This window comes from Algoriphagus sp. CAU 1675 (genome assembly GCF_029222925.1).
Lineage (GTDB): Bacteria > Bacteroidota > Bacteroidia > Cytophagales > Cyclobacteriaceae > Algoriphagus.
Genome location: NZ_JARHUI010000006.1, coordinates 144,450 through 160,245, shown reverse-complemented (window position 1 = coordinate 160,245; position 15,796 = coordinate 144,450). Strand labels below are relative to the sequence as shown.

The window sequence follows — 15,796 nt, the reverse complement described above, 5'->3', positions numbered from 1 at the left end:
CAACAACCATGAAACTGAATGCGCTAAATAAACTGACTGAAAATTTGGGCAACACGGAAAAGATGCCTGTGTTGTTTTTGGGTCATGGAAGCCCTATGAATGCTATTGAGGAAAATGAATTTGTGGCAGGATTCAGGAATGTGGCAAAGGAAATCCCCACTCCCAATGCCATTTTATGCATTTCTGCCCACTGGGAAACCAGAGGCACCTATGTAACGGCTATGCAAAACCCACCCACCATTCACGACTTTGGCGGGTTTCCAAGAGAATTATTTGAAGTGCAATATCCGGCACCGGGAAGTCCTGACCTGGCTAAAGAAACCCAATCTCTGATCCAAAAAACAGAAGTTGGCTTAGACGATAAATGGGGGCTTGATCACGGCGCATGGAGTGTGATCAAACATTTGTACCCGAAAGCGGATATCCCCGTGATTGAAATGAGCTTGGACTACTACCAAACTCCCCAATTTCACTATGAATTAGCCAGGGAAATAAAATCACTTCGGGAAAAAGGCGTGCTGATTGTAGGAAGTGGCAACATGGTTCACAACCTGAGAATGTTGGCTTGGGACAAATTGAACAGGCCTGATTATGGTTTTGACTGGGCGATTGAAGCCAATGAGAAAATGAAAAAATTCATCCTGGATGGCGACCATCAGCAGTTGATCAATTTTCGGTCCCGAGGAAAAGCCTTTGACTTAGCCATTCCAACTCCAGAGCATTATTTGCCTCTGCTATATGCATTGGCATTGCAGGACAAAAATGAAGCTGTAAACTTGTTCAACGACAAAGCCGTTGCAGGTTCACTGACGATGACTTCATTGAAAATCGGAGGAAGTTGAACTGATTTGGTCCAAAAACTAAAATCGTTGGGAGATAGATTTAAATAAAAACTCCTGTCCCAATGGCTTTATTTATCCACCTTTTTAAATCATATAAGGGCCCAATCCCTAAGTCCATATTTTTTCTTGTTTGGAACAGTTTCGGAATCCCGAAAATCCCAAAGCCCAAACACTCAGCCTTCCAGGCTTTTTTCTTACCTTTGCAGCTTCCAAAGATTTCATCTCAAACCATTTAAAAATGGCCGTAAAAAAAATCCAGTCTGCCCTAATTTCTGTTTACTACAAGGACAATCTTGAACCAATCATCGCCCTATTGAAAAAACACGGAGTAAAAATCTACTCCACGGGCGGCACCCAAAAATTCATCGAAGAACAAGGAGCTGAAGTAATTCCCGTAGAGGAACTGACCAGCTATCCTTCCATTTTCGGAGGAAGGGTAAAAACCCTTCACCCAAAAATCTTCGGCGGAATCCTGTATAGAAGAGAAAATGAAGGAGATGTGGCTCAGGCTGCCGAATACGATATCCCGGCCATTGACCTGGTAATCGTAGATTTGTACCCATTTGAAGAAACTGTTGCCTCTGGAGCTTCTGAGGCTGACATCATCGAGAAAATCGATATAGGCGGCATCTCCCTGATTCGTGCAGCGGCTAAAAACTTCAAGGATGTGATCATCATCGCTTCCAAAGCCCAGTACGGGGAGTTGGAGGCCAAGCTTTCCGAGCAGGACGGCGGCACCACTATGGAAGACCGCAGATACTTTGCCGCGCAGGCATTCCAAGTATCTTCCAATTACGACACCCATATTTTCAATTACTTCAACCGCGCAGAAAACATTCCGGCACTGAAGGTTTCCGAAAGCCATTCCAAGGCTCTTCGTTACGGAGAAAACCCCCATCAAGCGGCTCATTTCTATGGTAAACTGGAAGACCTTTTCGACCAATTGAATGGCAAGGAACTTTCCTACAACAACCTGGTGGACATCGATGCAGCAGTCAACCTGATTGCAGAATTCCCTGACCAGACTGCTTTTGCCATCCTGAAGCACACCAATGCCTGCGGATGCGCCACGGCTGAAACTGTACAGGAAGCTTACCAAAAAGCATTTGCGGCAGATACCGTTTCTGCATTTGGAGGAGTTTTAGTGACCAACAAAACTGTGGATTTGGCAGCTGCCGAAGAAATGCATTCGCTATTCTTCGAAGTATTAATCGCTCCTGATTTCACCGAGGATGCTTTGGCTCTTTTGAAAGGCAAGAAAAACAGAATCTTGCTTCGTCAGAAAATGGCACTTCCTGGCACCAAGCAGATCAAGACTTTGCTGAACGGAATCATCGAACAGGACAAGGATTTGGCGACCGAAAACAAAGCCGATTTCAAAGTGGTGACCAAAGTTGCTCCAAGCGAGAAAGAATTGGATGCTTTGGTATTTGCTGCCAAAGTATGTAAGCATACCAAGTCCAATACCATCGTATTGAGCAATGACTCCCAGTTATTCGCTTCCGGAGTGGGACAGACTTCCCGAGTGGATGCATTGAAGCAGGCGATCATCAAGGCCAAAGAATTTGGATTTGATCTAAAAGGCGCCGTGATGGCATCTGATGCTTTCTTCCCATTCCCGGATTGTGTGGAAATCGCAGACCAAGAAGGAATCACGGCGGTTGTCCAGCCTGGAGGATCTATCAAAGATCAGGACAGCATTGACTATTGTGATGCCCACGGGATGTCCATGGTCATGACTGGAGTAAGACACTTTAAGCATTGATAAAAAAGCCCCGCCTCAAGAAAGGGTAAGTTGTAATAGACAAGGCCTCCCGAAAGCATATTCGGGAGGCCTTTTTGTTAAAAACCCTATACCTCTTATTTCCTTTCATTTACCGGCCTGAATCCCCTATTTTGCAAGCGAATTCGAAACCTATACTCTGAATTCCTAGTTTTGTATTTTGTACTTTTGCAGTCCTATGAAGTCTCATCAACTCAAACTATACAATACCCTTTCCCGTCAAAAGGAAGATTTCCAACCCCTCAACCCTCCCTTTGTGGGCATGTATGTCTGTGGCCCCACTGTTTACGGAGATGCACATTTGGGCCACGGAAGACCAGCGGTCACTTTTGATACTGTCAATCGCTATCTAAGCCATTTGGGATACAGGGTGCGTTATGTCCGCAACATCACCGATGTGGGTCACCTGACCGGGGATGCCGATGAGGGGGAAGACAAGATTGCCAAAAAAGCCAAGCTCGAGCAGCTCGAACCTATGGAAGTTGCCCAGCAATATACGGACACCTACCACAGGGACATGCAGCTGCTCAATACCTGGAAGCCCAGCATTGAACCCCGGGCAACCGGACATATTCCCGAGCAGATTGCCCTGGTAGAGGCCATTTTGAATGAAGGCCTTGCCTATGAAGTCAATGGCTCGGTTTATTTTGATGTATTGAAATACAACAAGACCTACCGCTATGGAAAACTTTCCGGCCGTGTGTTGGATGAGTTGATGAGCGGAAGCCGTGATCTGGACGGCCAGGGAGAAAAGCGCAATGCGGTAGATTTTGCCCTTTGGAAAAACGCTGCTCCCGAGCACTTGATGAAATGGGATTCCCCTTGGGGAATAGGCTTTCCTGGATGGCACTTGGAGTGTACAGCCATGAGTTCCAAATATTTGGGAACCCAATTTGACATCCACGGTGGTGGGATGGACCTGATGTTTCCACACCACGAATGTGAAATTGCCCAAGGCAATGCCTGCAATCACCGGGATCCGGCCAAGTATTGGATGCACAATAACATGATCACCATCAACGGGCAGAAGATGGGTAAGTCTTTGGGGAATTTCATTACCCTTCAGGAACTCTTCACGGGGAATCACCCCTTGCTGGAACAAGCCTACAGTCCGATGACCATTCGCTATTTCATGTTGACGGCCCACTACCGGTCTACTTTGGATTTTTCCAATGAGGCACTCAAAGCCGCCCAGAAAGGATACAAGAAAATGATCAATGGGCTTCGAATAGCAAAAATGCTGGAATACCAGCATGCTGATGTAGCTCAGGATGAAAGTCAGGTCAAGCAGATCGAACAACTCATCAGCAATGCCTACCGGGCCATGGATGACGATTTCAATACTGCCCAAGCCATTGGCCACCTATTTAACCTATTGAAAAAAATCAATTCCATTTTCACCGGACAACTCCAGTCGGCAATCCTGGGCAAGGAAGTGTTTGACAGGCTAAAAGGCACTTTCATCACCTTTGTGGAAGATATCCTGGGACTGATTGAGGAAAAAAGTGAGGTTCAAAACTCCATGTTGGACTTGTTGCTAAAACTTTATTCTGAAGCCAAAACAGCCCGGGATTATGCCAAAGTAGATGAAATCCGTGCCGGACTGAAGGACATGGGCTTTGTGGTTAAAGACATGAAAGACAAAATTGACTGGGCATATGAAGAATAGATTTTGGCTTCTGGGGATTCTCCTAGTTGGTTTGGCCTGTTCCTCTGAAAAAACCACAGAAAACAAAGTTCCTGAGGTAGTGATCAAGCCCTATCCGGCTTTCAATGCAGATTCTGCTTATTCATTTGTTCAGAAACAAGTGGACTTCGGACCTAGGGTACCGGGAACAACAAGTCATTCCAATACCAAGAACTGGATTCTTCAGACATTGGAGAAATATGGTTGGGCTGTGCAGACCCAGGATTTCCAAGCTAAAACCTATGACAAACTAACTTGGGATCTCAGCAATATTATCGCCTCTTACAATCCACAAGCGAGCAAGCGAATCTTATTGGCCGCCCATTGGGACACCCGCAGGATTGCCGATAAAGATACCGAGCGTTTGGATGAACCCATAGATGGTGCCAATGACGGTGCTTCAGGAGTAGGGGTATTGATGGAAATCGCAAGAGTGGTCGGAACTCAAGGTCTCAAACCTGATGTAGGTATTGATATCATCCTTTTTGACGGGGAAGATGACGGGGAACCTGAGACAGCCCGAATCCGGGACAACTCCCAAATCTGGTGGTGCCTAGGCTCACAATATTGGTCCAAAAACAAACACGTCCCCAATTACTCCGCTTATTATGGCATCTTGGTGGATCTGGTAGGAGCCAAAGGAGCCCAGTTTTTCAAAGAAGGTTATTCCAGACAATATGCCTCAGGCATTGTCAAAAAAGTCTGGGATCATGCCGCCCAACTGGGGCACAACTCCTTTTTCGTCAACAGAAACTCCCCTGAAATCCTGGATGATCATGTTTTCGTCAACGCTAATGCCGGCATTCCTATGATTGACATCATTGAGTTTTCCCCGGACTATGGTTTTGGGCACTATCACCACACCCATCAGGACAATATGGACGTGATTGACCGTCGGTCCTTGCAAGCTGTTGGAGAAACTGTTTTATTTACAGTTTACCAGGAATAGCAAAACAAACTCGATTTTCCATCCGAGCTGTATGGAACAGGGAAGTTGGCAAGATGGGAGATTCTACCTTAGCTGTAAATCAAATTACGCATGAAAAAAGGGCATCAGGTTACCATGAAGGAGATCGCCAAGAAACTGGGAGTTTCAGTTTCCACGATTTCCCGGGCATTGAAGGATTCTCCAGAGCTCCATCCTGAGACGAAGCGCAAAATCGTCGAAATGGCCAAGGAGATGAATTACCAACCCAATCTGCTGGCACAAAGTCTCCGGATCAGCCGCACCAAGACATTGGGCGTAATCGTTCCGGAAATCACTTCCCATTTTTTCGCATCCTGTATCAGTGGAATCCAGGATTTTGCTACCAAACGGGGCTACAATGTGATGATATGCCAGTCCAATGAGTTCATAGACCAGGAAATCGCAAATATTAGAACTTTGGTAGCCAGCCAAGTGGACGCCCTTTTGATTTCCCTTAGCCGGGAAACCAATCATTTCGAGCACCTCTTCGATCTATACAACCGGGAGATACCCTTTGTTCTTTTTGACAGGGTACAGGAAGATATTCCTGTCTCCAAAATCACTTTCAACGATGCCGGAGGAGCCTATCAGGTCACCCATCATATGTTGGAGCAAGGATGTAGAAGAATCGCTTATGTATCCGGCCCGGAAGATCTTTATATCAGTAAAAAACGAAAGGAAGGCTACCTAAAAGCCCTGGATGAGTACGGGATTACTGAAGAGGAGTCCATTATCAAGGTCACTGATCTTACCTTGGAAGGCAACAGAAAAGTGGCCAAAGAAATCGCCGAAATGAAGCCCAGACCTGACGGCGTTTTTTGTATGATTGATCCGGTGGCAGTAGATGTTTTGACCTACTGGAAAAGCATTGGGGTGAAGGTTCCTGAAGAAATTTGCCTTGCAGGGTTCACTGATAATCCAACTGCAGCAGTTGTGGAGCCTCCACTGACCACCGTTTCCCAACCAGGGTACGAAATGGGAAGATTGGCAGTAAGCCACTTACTGGACCAACTGGAAGGCCTAGCCTCAGACGACCCAATATCCATAGTCTTGGAAACTACACTGGTCCCTAGAAAATCCACCCAAAAAAAGCATTGAATTGAAAGCCCTTGTTGAAAAGGCCTTTTTCGATTTGTTCGAACAAAGACCTATTTTGTCTTTTGCTCCCGGTAGAATCAATCTCATCGGAGAGCATACGGATTATCAGGAAGGTTTTGTATTTCCGGCAGCTGTAGAGCAGGGAATTTGGGTAGCCATCCAAAAAAACCAACTTGGGAAATGCCGCTTGTATTCGCTGGATTTCCAGGAGGAATTCAGTTTTGACCCCACCGCTTTTTCACCAAAAAAAGGACACTGGGCAAATTATGTGATGGGCTTTTTGGCTCAATTAAAGCAGGCCGGGTACGAATTCCAGTCCTTTGATATGGTAATTGGAGGAAATATTCCCGTAGGCGCGGGCCTCTCCTCATCAGCTGCCTTGTCAGTAGCCATAGGGACAGCTCTTTCCGAATTGTTTGACTTGTCTCTTTCCAAAAAATCCATTGCCCTTTATTCCCAAAAATCCGAGCACCTCTATGCGGGAGTTAATTGCGGAATTATGGACCCCTATGCATCGGCTTTTGGAGTAAAGGGGAAAGCATTGCTCTTGGACTGCCGAACCAATACCCATGAAGAAATCGAAGCGGATTTTGGTGATTATTCCCTGATTCTGGTCAACTCCAAGGTGAAACATTCCCTGGCCGATTCCGCCTACAACCAGCGTAGAGCCGCTTGTGAAGAAAGTGTTCGTATCCTTCTTTCTGAATTTCCTGAAATCAAAACACTGAGAGATATCCCTGTTTCCCAACTGGAAAAAGTAAGCCAACTTCTTTCTGCAGAACTTTTTCCAAAGGCCAAACATGTCATCACAGAGGATGACAGGACACATCGTGCTGCCGAAAGCCTGAAATCCGGAAGGCTGGAAGAGTTCGGGACTCTGCTGAAGGAATCCCATCAAAGCCTTAGCGAGGACTTTGAAGTGAGCTGTAAAGAATTGGATTTTCTGGCGGAAACTTCCTGGAAGATCCCCGGAGTTCTGGGATCAAGAATGATGGGAGGAGGTTTTGGAGGCTGCACCATCAACTTGGTCAAAAATTCAGAAATCAATCATTTCCAGGATATCCTTGGAGAGGCCTACGAGAATGAATTCGACATTCAGCCCGAATTCATCCCTGTCAAAATCGGACAGGGAGCCAGAATAGTCTAAACAAAGAAAGGGGGCCTAGAAAAGCCCCCTTTCTTTGTGTTTTAACACCTTGAATCACTTCCTAACTGAGCATATGCTTTGCCTTACTTGTGTTTATAGGTTTTCACCCGCTCATCGTTAATTACCCCAGACCAGTTGAGCCCAAAGGCAAAATCATAGGCATTTCCGGCTTTGTCCACATGAACCTCCATGTCATGAGGAACGTCTTCCAATTGGGTCTCCACCGTGGCCATATCTGCCGGAAGTTGCACAGGAAGCAAAGCTGAAGGTTCATTTTTCCCGCTCAACAAATCGAATACCACCTGGTCCTGGACTCCAAAATGGAACAAGATCCCCTGAACCTCGGATTCGAATTCGGCAAAGACCATGGGGGTTGCGGCTTTGACCACAACGATCACTGGCTTGTCCTTCATTTTACTTTTGGTTTCGAGGATGGTTTTCAGGTCCTGCTCATTTTCGGTTTGGACAGATTTGTTTTTGTAAGATCGATTCAACACCTCAGGAGCCACCACCGGATCCCCGGCAGCAATACTTGAATCCCTGGCTAAAACCGCCTTGTAAGGTTGATACTGCAAGGAAATCGGAACATAGCCATTTCCCCCGGCTTCCCTGTCTGCAGGATCATACCCAGTTCCTGATTCGGGACTATTGACAAAAACCAAAGCCAGTTCTGCCTCTTCGGGATTCTGGACCAGTTCAAAATAATTTGAGGCGATGGCAAGATTCACTGGATCCACCCAAGAAGCTTCAGAGCGGATCCCCCACCAATTGACAGTAGAAGGAATGTACTTTTGAGGAATAAAAACCTTCTTCTTTTCCCGAATGGGCAGGACCTGATCTTCATTTTTCAGCAAGACCACAGACTTCAGCTGAGCCTGATACCCTTCTTCCATAAAATCCGGGTTCCCCACTTTAGCTTGGGAAAGCTCAGGGTCCAGATATGGATTTTCAAACAAGCCTACCGAGAAAATATTCCGCAACAGACGAACCGCTGATTTTTCGATTCGGGCTCGGGTAGCCTCAACTCCCATTTCCTTTTCCATCATAGCAAAAGCCTCCAAAACCGGGATTTTATCATTATTCCCTCCAAACTGATCTCCACCTGCCATCAACACTTTGAAATGTCTCTCGGCAATGCTCTGCTCCTCCATTCCCCAAGGCTTTCCAGCAAAAACCTCAGGACCAGGACCTTCATCCCCAGTCACCAACCAATCGGTACAAACCACTCCGTCATAGCCATACTCCCCTCTCAACAAGTCCGTGATCAGGTATTTAGAATATCCATTGGCCACTAACTCTCCATTTTTATCCTGACCAAAAGAGATCGTATAATAAGGCATGACCGCTGTTGCTTTTTGTGTAGGTCCCGAAAGTTTAAAAGCACCTTCTGTAAATGGAATCAAATGCTCTGCAAAATTATTTCCGGGATAAACCGCGAATTTCCCATAGGCGAAATGCCCGTCTCTTCCTCCTTCCTCAGGACCTCCACTCGGCCAGTGCTTCACCATGGCATTGACGCTGTGATATCCCCAGCCTGAGGAAATCTCACTGGCTCCAAAGGAAGTCTGGAAGCCATCCACATAGGCTCTGGCCATATCTGCACTGAGTCTGGAATCCTCTCCAAAAGTCCCTTTGATTCTGTTCCATCGGGGTTCGGTTCCCAAATCGATCTGGGGAGAAAGAGCTGTAGCAATACCAAGAGCCCTATATTCTTCAGAGGCAACTTCACCAAAGCGCTGAACCAACTTGGGATCAAAAGTTGCCGCCAAGCCCAAAGACTCTGGCCACATGGAAATCTTCCCTCCTGCTCCGGCATTGTATTCTGTACTGGCCACCGGACCGTGACGGGGATCAGAACTATTATTGGCGGGAATCCCCATTCCAAGTCCTTCCACAAAAGCCTGAACCTGGTTGTTCCATTCGGCGGCAACCTTGGGGCTTTCCACACTGGTGATCAGGACATGACGCAGGTTGTCTTCTTCCAAAAACTTCATTTGCTGATCGGAAAGACTGGAAGTAGGCATACCGCTTTCGTGAATGGGTTTACCTCCATAGGTTCCGGCTCCAAATCCTGCAGGATTGGCAGGAATAGCCTGATGCTGGCTATAGAGCATAAGTCCTGCGATTTGCTCTTGGGTCATTTTGGACGCCAAATCCTTGGCTCTTTCCTCCACCGGAAGCCGCCAATCCTCATAAGGATCCAACTCCCCATTTTTATTGAGGTCTTTGAAAGCAAATCCAGCCTTCTTCAAAACGGAAACCCCGGATTTCAGGGAATATCCCAAAGTAGGACCCTGGGTCTGCTGGATCAATTTAATATCTGTGCCTAAGGATTGCTCAGTGATTTCATTGCTATTGCAGGCGAAAAGCACCAGGATTCCCAAGGCAACAGCCCCATTTAACTTAATTCGTTTCATGGCTATAGTTTTTAGGGTTCAGAATCCTTGATAAGGGTATTCATTTCAGCTTCAGCTCCACTCTTTTCAGAATTTGACAAACATCCTTTCAAGACAGCTACAATTTCAGAATTTTTAATGTTTCAATTTGAAATAATAAAGTGATTTATCCTTAAAAATGACCGAATTTCAGTTACTTAGCGCTGCAATTTTCAGAATTCTCTATTTTGCCAAAAAATTACCTAATATGAATTTCCCAAAAAGCCTAAGAAACCTTGTAGTTCTCCTCTTGGTGGCTACTGTAGGGCTAGTTTCCTGTAACAAGCGTTCAGGCAAACCAAAAGTCCTGATCTTCAGTAAAACCGCCGGTTTTTACCATGAATCCATTCCGGATGGAATCGCTGCAATCCAAAAACTCGGAGCCGAAAACGGCTTTGAAGTGGACGAAACCAAAAATGCAGAGGACATCAATGAAGCCAATCTGGAACAATATTCCGCGGTAATCTTCCTAAGTACAACCGGAGATGTTTTAAACCAATTTCAGGAAGCTGATTTTGAGCGTTACATCCAAGCAGGTGGTGGCTATGTGGGGATTCACGCCGCTGCAGACACAGAATATGATTGGGCTTGGTACAACCAATTGGTAGGAGGCTATTTCGCCGACCACCCTGGAATCAATGACCCGCATCCAAATGTGCAGCCGGGAGTGGTCCACAAGACTGCCGAAAAACACCCATCTACTGATTTCCTTCCTGATCCATGGGAAAGAACCGATGAATGGTATAGCTATAAGCAAGTCAGCCCAACTACCAAAAAACTCCTGATGCTGGATGAAGCTTCGTATCAGGGAGGTTTGGATATGGGAGAGCATCCTATTGCCTGGTACCATGATTTTGACGGTGGACGGGCCTTCTACACCGGAGGTGGACACACCAAAGAATCCTTTTCAGAAGAATTGTTTTTGAAGCATATGCTAGCTGGTATTCAGTATGCAATTGGAGACAATGAAAAACTGGATTACAGCGCTGCAAAAACCAAGCGTGTACCTGAAGAAAACAGGTTTACAAAAACCACTCTATCCGTTGGCGGATTTACCGAACCAACAGAAATGACCATCCTTCCCAATCTGGACATTCTCGTTGTGCAGCGTAGAGGAGAAATCCTACTTTTTGACAATGAGACCGAGGAACTGAAGGAAATCGCCAAACTCGATGTATACTGGAAAAGTGGTGTACAGGGCGTCAACGCAGAAGAAGGCCTGATGGGAATCCAGAAGGACCCTAACTATGCGAAAAACAACTTCGTGTTTGTTTATTACTCCCCAGCAGGAGATGAGGAGATCAACCGACTTTCCAGATTTGTTTACAAGGACGGAGTTTGGGATATGGACTCCGAAAAAGTCATTCTTGACATTCCTTCCCAGCGCTACATCTGCTGCCATACCGGTGGATCCATCGCTTTTGACAGTGAAGGAAACCTTTTCCTTTCTACAGGGGACAACTCCACTCCATTCAATCAAAATGATTCCAAATTCATCTTGAATGGCTATGCACCCTTGGATGGACGCGAAGGAAGAAAACAATGGGATGCCAGACGAAGCTCAGGAAACTCCAATGATTTGAGAGGAAAAATCATAAGAATCAAGGTCAATGAGGACGGATCCTATACCATCCCAGAAGGAAACCTTTATCCTCAAGGAACAGAAAAGACGAAGCCTGAAATCTATGTTCAGGGCAACAGAAACCCTTACAGAATTTCAATTGACCAAAAAACAGGCTTCCTATACTGGGGAGAAGTAGGCCCTGATGCCAGAGCCGACTCTTTGAGCAGCAGAGGACCAAAAGGATATGACGAAGTCAACCAAGCTAGAAAAGCGGGTAACTTTGGCTGGCCTTATTTTGTAGGAAACAACTACGCATACCATGAGTTTGACTTTGAAACAGGAACTCCAGGCCCTGCCTTTGATCCTGCCAAGCCTGTCAACAACTCTCCTTACAATACCGGTTTATCAGAACTGCCTCCCGCTCAACCTGCCTTCATTTGGTATCCATATGATATATCTCCTGAATTTCCTCAGGTAAATACTGGAGGTAGAAATGCAATGGCAGGTCCGGTTTATTATTCCGATATGTATCCGGCGGAAACCAGATTCCCGGATTATTATGACGGCAAACTGTTCATCTATGACTGGATAAGAGGCTGGATCAAAGCCGTGACCATGAATGAAGCTGGGGACTATGTGAAAATGGAACCCTTTATGGCAGGGACTAAATTCAATGCCCTGATTGACATGGAGATGGGACCTGATGGTAAAATGTACGTTTTGGAATACGGAAATGGATGGTTTACCAAAAACCCGGATTCCGGTCTTTTCAGAATTGATTACAATGGAGGCAACAGAGCTCCGGTTGTAACTGAGATCACCTCAGACAAGACTTCTGGAAGAACTCCTCTAACTGTCAACCTTTCTGTGAAGGCTTCAGATCCTGAAAATGACGCCTTGACCTATACCTGGAGTCTGGGTGATGGAAAAACCGAATCCACTACCGAACCTTCTTTGACCTATACCTACAATGAAATCGGTGAATACGAAATCCAGGTTATGGCAAAAGACCCTGCCGGATTGACCGGAGAAAGCTTAGTGGCTTCAGTATATGCAGGAAATGTAGCTCCAGTGGTAAGCATCCAGATCAAGGGCAACCAATCCTTCTACTTCCCTGGCAAAAAAGTAGCTTATGAAGTAACTGTCTCTGATGAAGATCATCCAGGAGCTTCCAATGACTTGAGCAACCTTTATGTTGCGGCTGATTATTTGGAAGGAATTGACATGGCCGAGGCCGATATGGGCCACAAAGTCATGAGTGAAGCCATGACCGGAAAAGCCCTGATCTCTTCTTTGACATGTAAAACCTGTCACAAGGAAAATGAAGAGTCCATTGGTCCATCTTTTGTAAACGTGGCCAAAAAATACAGAGGTAGAAACGCAGACTACCTGATGAACAAAATCAAGAATGGTGGCGGAGGTGTATGGGGTGAAACCGTAATGCCGGCCAATCCTAACCTCAAAGAATCTGAGTTGAGAGCATTGGTGAGCTATGTATTCTCCCTAGCTGAAGATCAAAAACCAAGCCTTCCTGCAAGCGGATCTTTGGATCCGACCCTAGGAAAAGCTCCAGCACCAAACGGTGCTTTGGTGATCAACGCATCCTACACCGATGCAGGTGGAGAAAACATCAAGCCTCTATCCGGAAGCAGTTCTCTGGTTCTAAAAGCGAATACCCTGAGCTTCGCATCGGCTGGAGATATGACAGGATATACCAGCATGACCTATGATGGCAATCACCTCATGATGGTTCCTAGTGAAAAAGCTTCCTTCTCTATGCCAGCTACAGATCTGACGGATGTAGGCTCTATTACTTTCACCGTTGCATCCGTTGAACCGATCAAGATTCCTTTGAACTTTGAAGTCAGACTTGACAGTCCGGAGGGAGAAGTGGTTGCAAAAGGAACCTATGTACAAGGTCCAGCAGTCAAAAGCCCGGACCTTCCAGTGATGTATGGACAGGCTACCATTCCGGTTACCGGCTCGACTAATGGAAAAAAGAGAAAACTGTTTATTGTCAGTGAGCCTCAGGATGGAGGGGAACTGGGAACCTTTATCCTTGCAGCAATGACCTTCAATGCCAAATAAGAAAAACGCATTATCTAGAAAGCCGGATCCTCTTGGGTCCGGCTTTTTTATTGGAATAAAGGCCAACCGTTCATTTCCCCCCTTCTGGGAGTAGAAGGAATATGGTTAGGACTAGGTGTAGTTTTACAGCCCTGCACCTGGCCTCTCGCCAAAAAGCTTCACTGAAGCTTTTCTGACACTCTAACCTACCTTTCTATTCGAACAAATTTGTAATTTGTTTTAGTTTAGAAAAAGAGATCAGAAGGATTAGAACCAATTGCAAATTGGCTTGGATATTAGGGTGATTTACAAACTTGACCCAGCGCCCCACTTGGGTATAATATATGATGGATTATTAAAAAGGTGTTTGCCTGAGCGTAGTCTTTGCCTGAGAGTAGTCTCCAGACTACGCTCGACTATTTAAGGGAATTTGTAATTCCTGGCTCCGGAGGCCTATATGGGCTATGCCCTTTATAGCCTGTCCCGATGAGCGAAGCGATATCGGGAATGCCGACAGTAATCTGTACAAACAAGAGGACCGAGCGTTAAGAATCAGTCCTGTGGACTGTTTTAGCGAGGGGCCGGCTTGTAGGGAAGGGTCCTAAGCAAAAAAGCCCGAAACAAGCACGAGGAACTGGTCCAAAAGATCGCTGTGCCTAAGGATGGATACATCGAGACTTTCCTAGTAAATGAAACAAGTGAAAACGTATGGTTTGACCAGTTCCGCATCCTGAGCACAGGCCCTGTGATCGTACAGGAAACCCACGGAGCCTGTCCCGATGAGTGCAGCACAGCGAAACGATATCGGGAATCCCTGGGGAGTGGAATTGTCAGGACTGGGTTACCAGTATGGTGGTATCAAGGTGAATCCCCGAGTGGCTCTTAATTCTTCAAAAGGAGGCTCCTCTTTTAAACTCCAAACACCCTTGGCAACCAAAGGGAGATTTCCGGGAACAACATGATCAGTATCAATGCCAGAATCATCGCAAAAAAGAAGGGCAAAAGTGGCTTAATCACTTTTTGAATACTGGTCTGAGCCACACCAACTCCAATAAACAAAATGGAACCAACCGGCGGAGTACAAAGCCCAATACAAAGGTTGAGCACCATCATAATTCCAAAATGCACCGGGTCCACTCCCAGGGCTGTGACTACCGGAAGAAATATAGGAGTGAAGATCAAAACCGCCGGAGTCATGTCCATAAACACCCCCACAAAGAGAAGAATCAGGTTGATCATGATCAGGATCACGATGATATTGTCACTCAAAGACAACAGGGAGTTGGAAATATTTTGGGGGATTTCCTCGGCAGACATCACCCAGGACATGGCCATGGAAGTAGCGATCAACAGCATCACCACCGCGGTAGTCTCAGCGGATTTGAGTAGTACCGAAGGCAGATCCTTTACCTTCAACTCCTTATACACCAAGGAAAGTCCCAAAGCATAAAGCACTGCAATTGCGGAAGCTTCCGTGGCGGTAAACACCCCTGCTATGATCCCTCCTATCACCACGATCAACAAAAACAGACTTGGAATAGCCTTCCAAAAAGTCTTGAAAAGATGTCCCAAAGAGGAAGCCTCTCCGGAGGGAAGTTTTTTGATTTTCACCAAAACGGCAGCGGTAATCATCAGAAACAACCCTACCAACAATCCCGGTAGATATCCAGCCACAAACAAAGCTGCAACCGATACACCTCCCGAGGCGAGGGAATAAACGATCAAGACATTGGAAGGTGGAATAATCAAACCTGTGGTGGAAGAAGTGATATTGACTGCTGCTCCCAGTTCCTTGGGATAGCCTTCCTTTTCCATTCTTTTCCCCAAAATGCCTCCCATAGAGGATGCCGCTGCTACTGCGGAACCTGCGATTGCGCCCATAAGCATTGCCGCAATCACGTTTACATGAAGTAGTCCGCCTGGAAGCCTTCCGGTCAGTGCTTTTGCAAATTCAATCAGTCGATTGGCTATGCCTCCCCGGTTCATCAACTCCCCTGCAAGGATAAAGAATGGGATGGCCAATAAGGAAAAACTGTCCAAACCTGTTCCCATGCGCTGAGCTATGGTCGTCATCGCCGGCAAAGAGGAAACGGTCACCATCAAAGTCAGCAAACTGGACAAACCCAAGCTCCAGGCAACAGGCACTCCAATACCCAGTAAAAAGAGGAAAGACAGGACTAATATCAATACACTTAAAGTTTCCATA

10 protein-coding genes are annotated in these 15,796 nt (G+C 46.1%); 8 read left to right on the top strand and 2 right to left on the bottom strand.

The window, feature by feature from the left end:
• The first annotated feature begins 8 nt into the window (after nt 1–8).
• The 6 genes from ygiD (at nt 9) to P2G54_RS14590 (ending at nt 7,524) form a co-directional block, all read left to right on the top strand.
• Nucleotides 9–842, top strand: coding sequence for a 4,5-DOPA dioxygenase extradiol (gene ygiD, locus P2G54_RS14615; protein WP_275872288.1), 834 nt, complete (start codon nt 9–11; stop codon nt 840–842).
• A gap of 238 nt (nt 843–1,080) precedes the next feature.
• Nucleotides 1,081–2,607, top strand: a complete 1,527-nt coding sequence (purH, locus tag P2G54_RS14610) for a bifunctional phosphoribosylaminoimidazolecarboxamide formyltransferase/IMP cyclohydrolase (RefSeq protein WP_275872287.1) — start codon at nt 1,081–1,083, stop codon at nt 2,605–2,607.
• 196 nt (nt 2,608–2,803) lie between these two features.
• Nucleotides 2,804–4,294 carry a cysteine--tRNA ligase gene (gene cysS, locus P2G54_RS14605; RefSeq protein ID WP_275872286.1) on the top strand — a complete coding sequence of 497 codons (1,491 nt, stop codon included), beginning with the start codon at nt 2,804–2,806 and terminating at the stop codon, nt 4,292–4,294.
• Nucleotides 4,284–5,261, top strand: coding sequence for a M28 family peptidase (locus tag P2G54_RS14600; protein ID WP_275872285.1), 978 nt, complete (start codon nt 4,284–4,286; stop codon nt 5,259–5,261). Before cysS ends, P2G54_RS14600 begins: the two co-directional genes overlap by 11 nt.
• A gap of 90 nt (nt 5,262–5,351) precedes the next feature.
• Nucleotides 5,352–6,377 carry a LacI family DNA-binding transcriptional regulator gene (locus P2G54_RS14595; RefSeq protein WP_275872284.1) on the top strand — a complete coding sequence of 342 codons (1,026 nt, stop codon included), beginning with the start codon at nt 5,352–5,354 and terminating at the stop codon, nt 6,375–6,377.
• A 1-nt stretch (nt 6,378) separates the two neighbouring features.
• A complete protein-coding gene (locus P2G54_RS14590; RefSeq protein ID WP_275872283.1) occupies nt 6,379–7,524 on the top strand; it encodes a galactokinase in 1,146 nt (381 codons plus the stop codon).
• An 83-nt stretch (nt 7,525–7,607) separates the two neighbouring features.
• Here P2G54_RS14590 and P2G54_RS14585 read toward each other — a convergent pair whose 3' ends face one another.
• Entirely contained in the window at nt 7,608–9,941 is a 2,334-nt protein-coding gene (locus P2G54_RS14585) for a glycoside hydrolase family 3 N-terminal domain-containing protein (protein WP_275872282.1), read from the bottom strand.
• Nucleotides 9,942–10,167: 226 nt separating this feature from the next.
• Between P2G54_RS14585 and P2G54_RS14580 the strand changes: the two genes are divergently transcribed.
• Nucleotides 10,168–13,611 (top strand): ThuA domain-containing protein, encoded by a 3,444-nt coding sequence (locus P2G54_RS14580; protein WP_275872281.1) that lies wholly within the window; start codon nt 10,168–10,170, stop codon nt 13,609–13,611.
• Between the two features lie 631 nt (nt 13,612–14,242).
• A complete protein-coding gene (locus P2G54_RS14575) occupies nt 14,243–14,476 on the top strand; it encodes a hypothetical protein (RefSeq protein WP_275872280.1) in 234 nt (77 codons plus the stop codon).
• A 23-nt stretch (nt 14,477–14,499) separates the two neighbouring features.
• Here the strand turns inward: P2G54_RS14575 and P2G54_RS14570 are convergent, their stop codons facing one another.
• Nucleotides 14,500–15,795 carry a TRAP transporter large permease gene (locus P2G54_RS14570; protein WP_275872279.1) on the bottom strand — a complete coding sequence of 432 codons (1,296 nt, stop codon included), beginning with the start codon at nt 15,793–15,795 and terminating at the stop codon, nt 14,500–14,502.
• Nucleotide 15,796 lies beyond the last annotated feature (1 nt).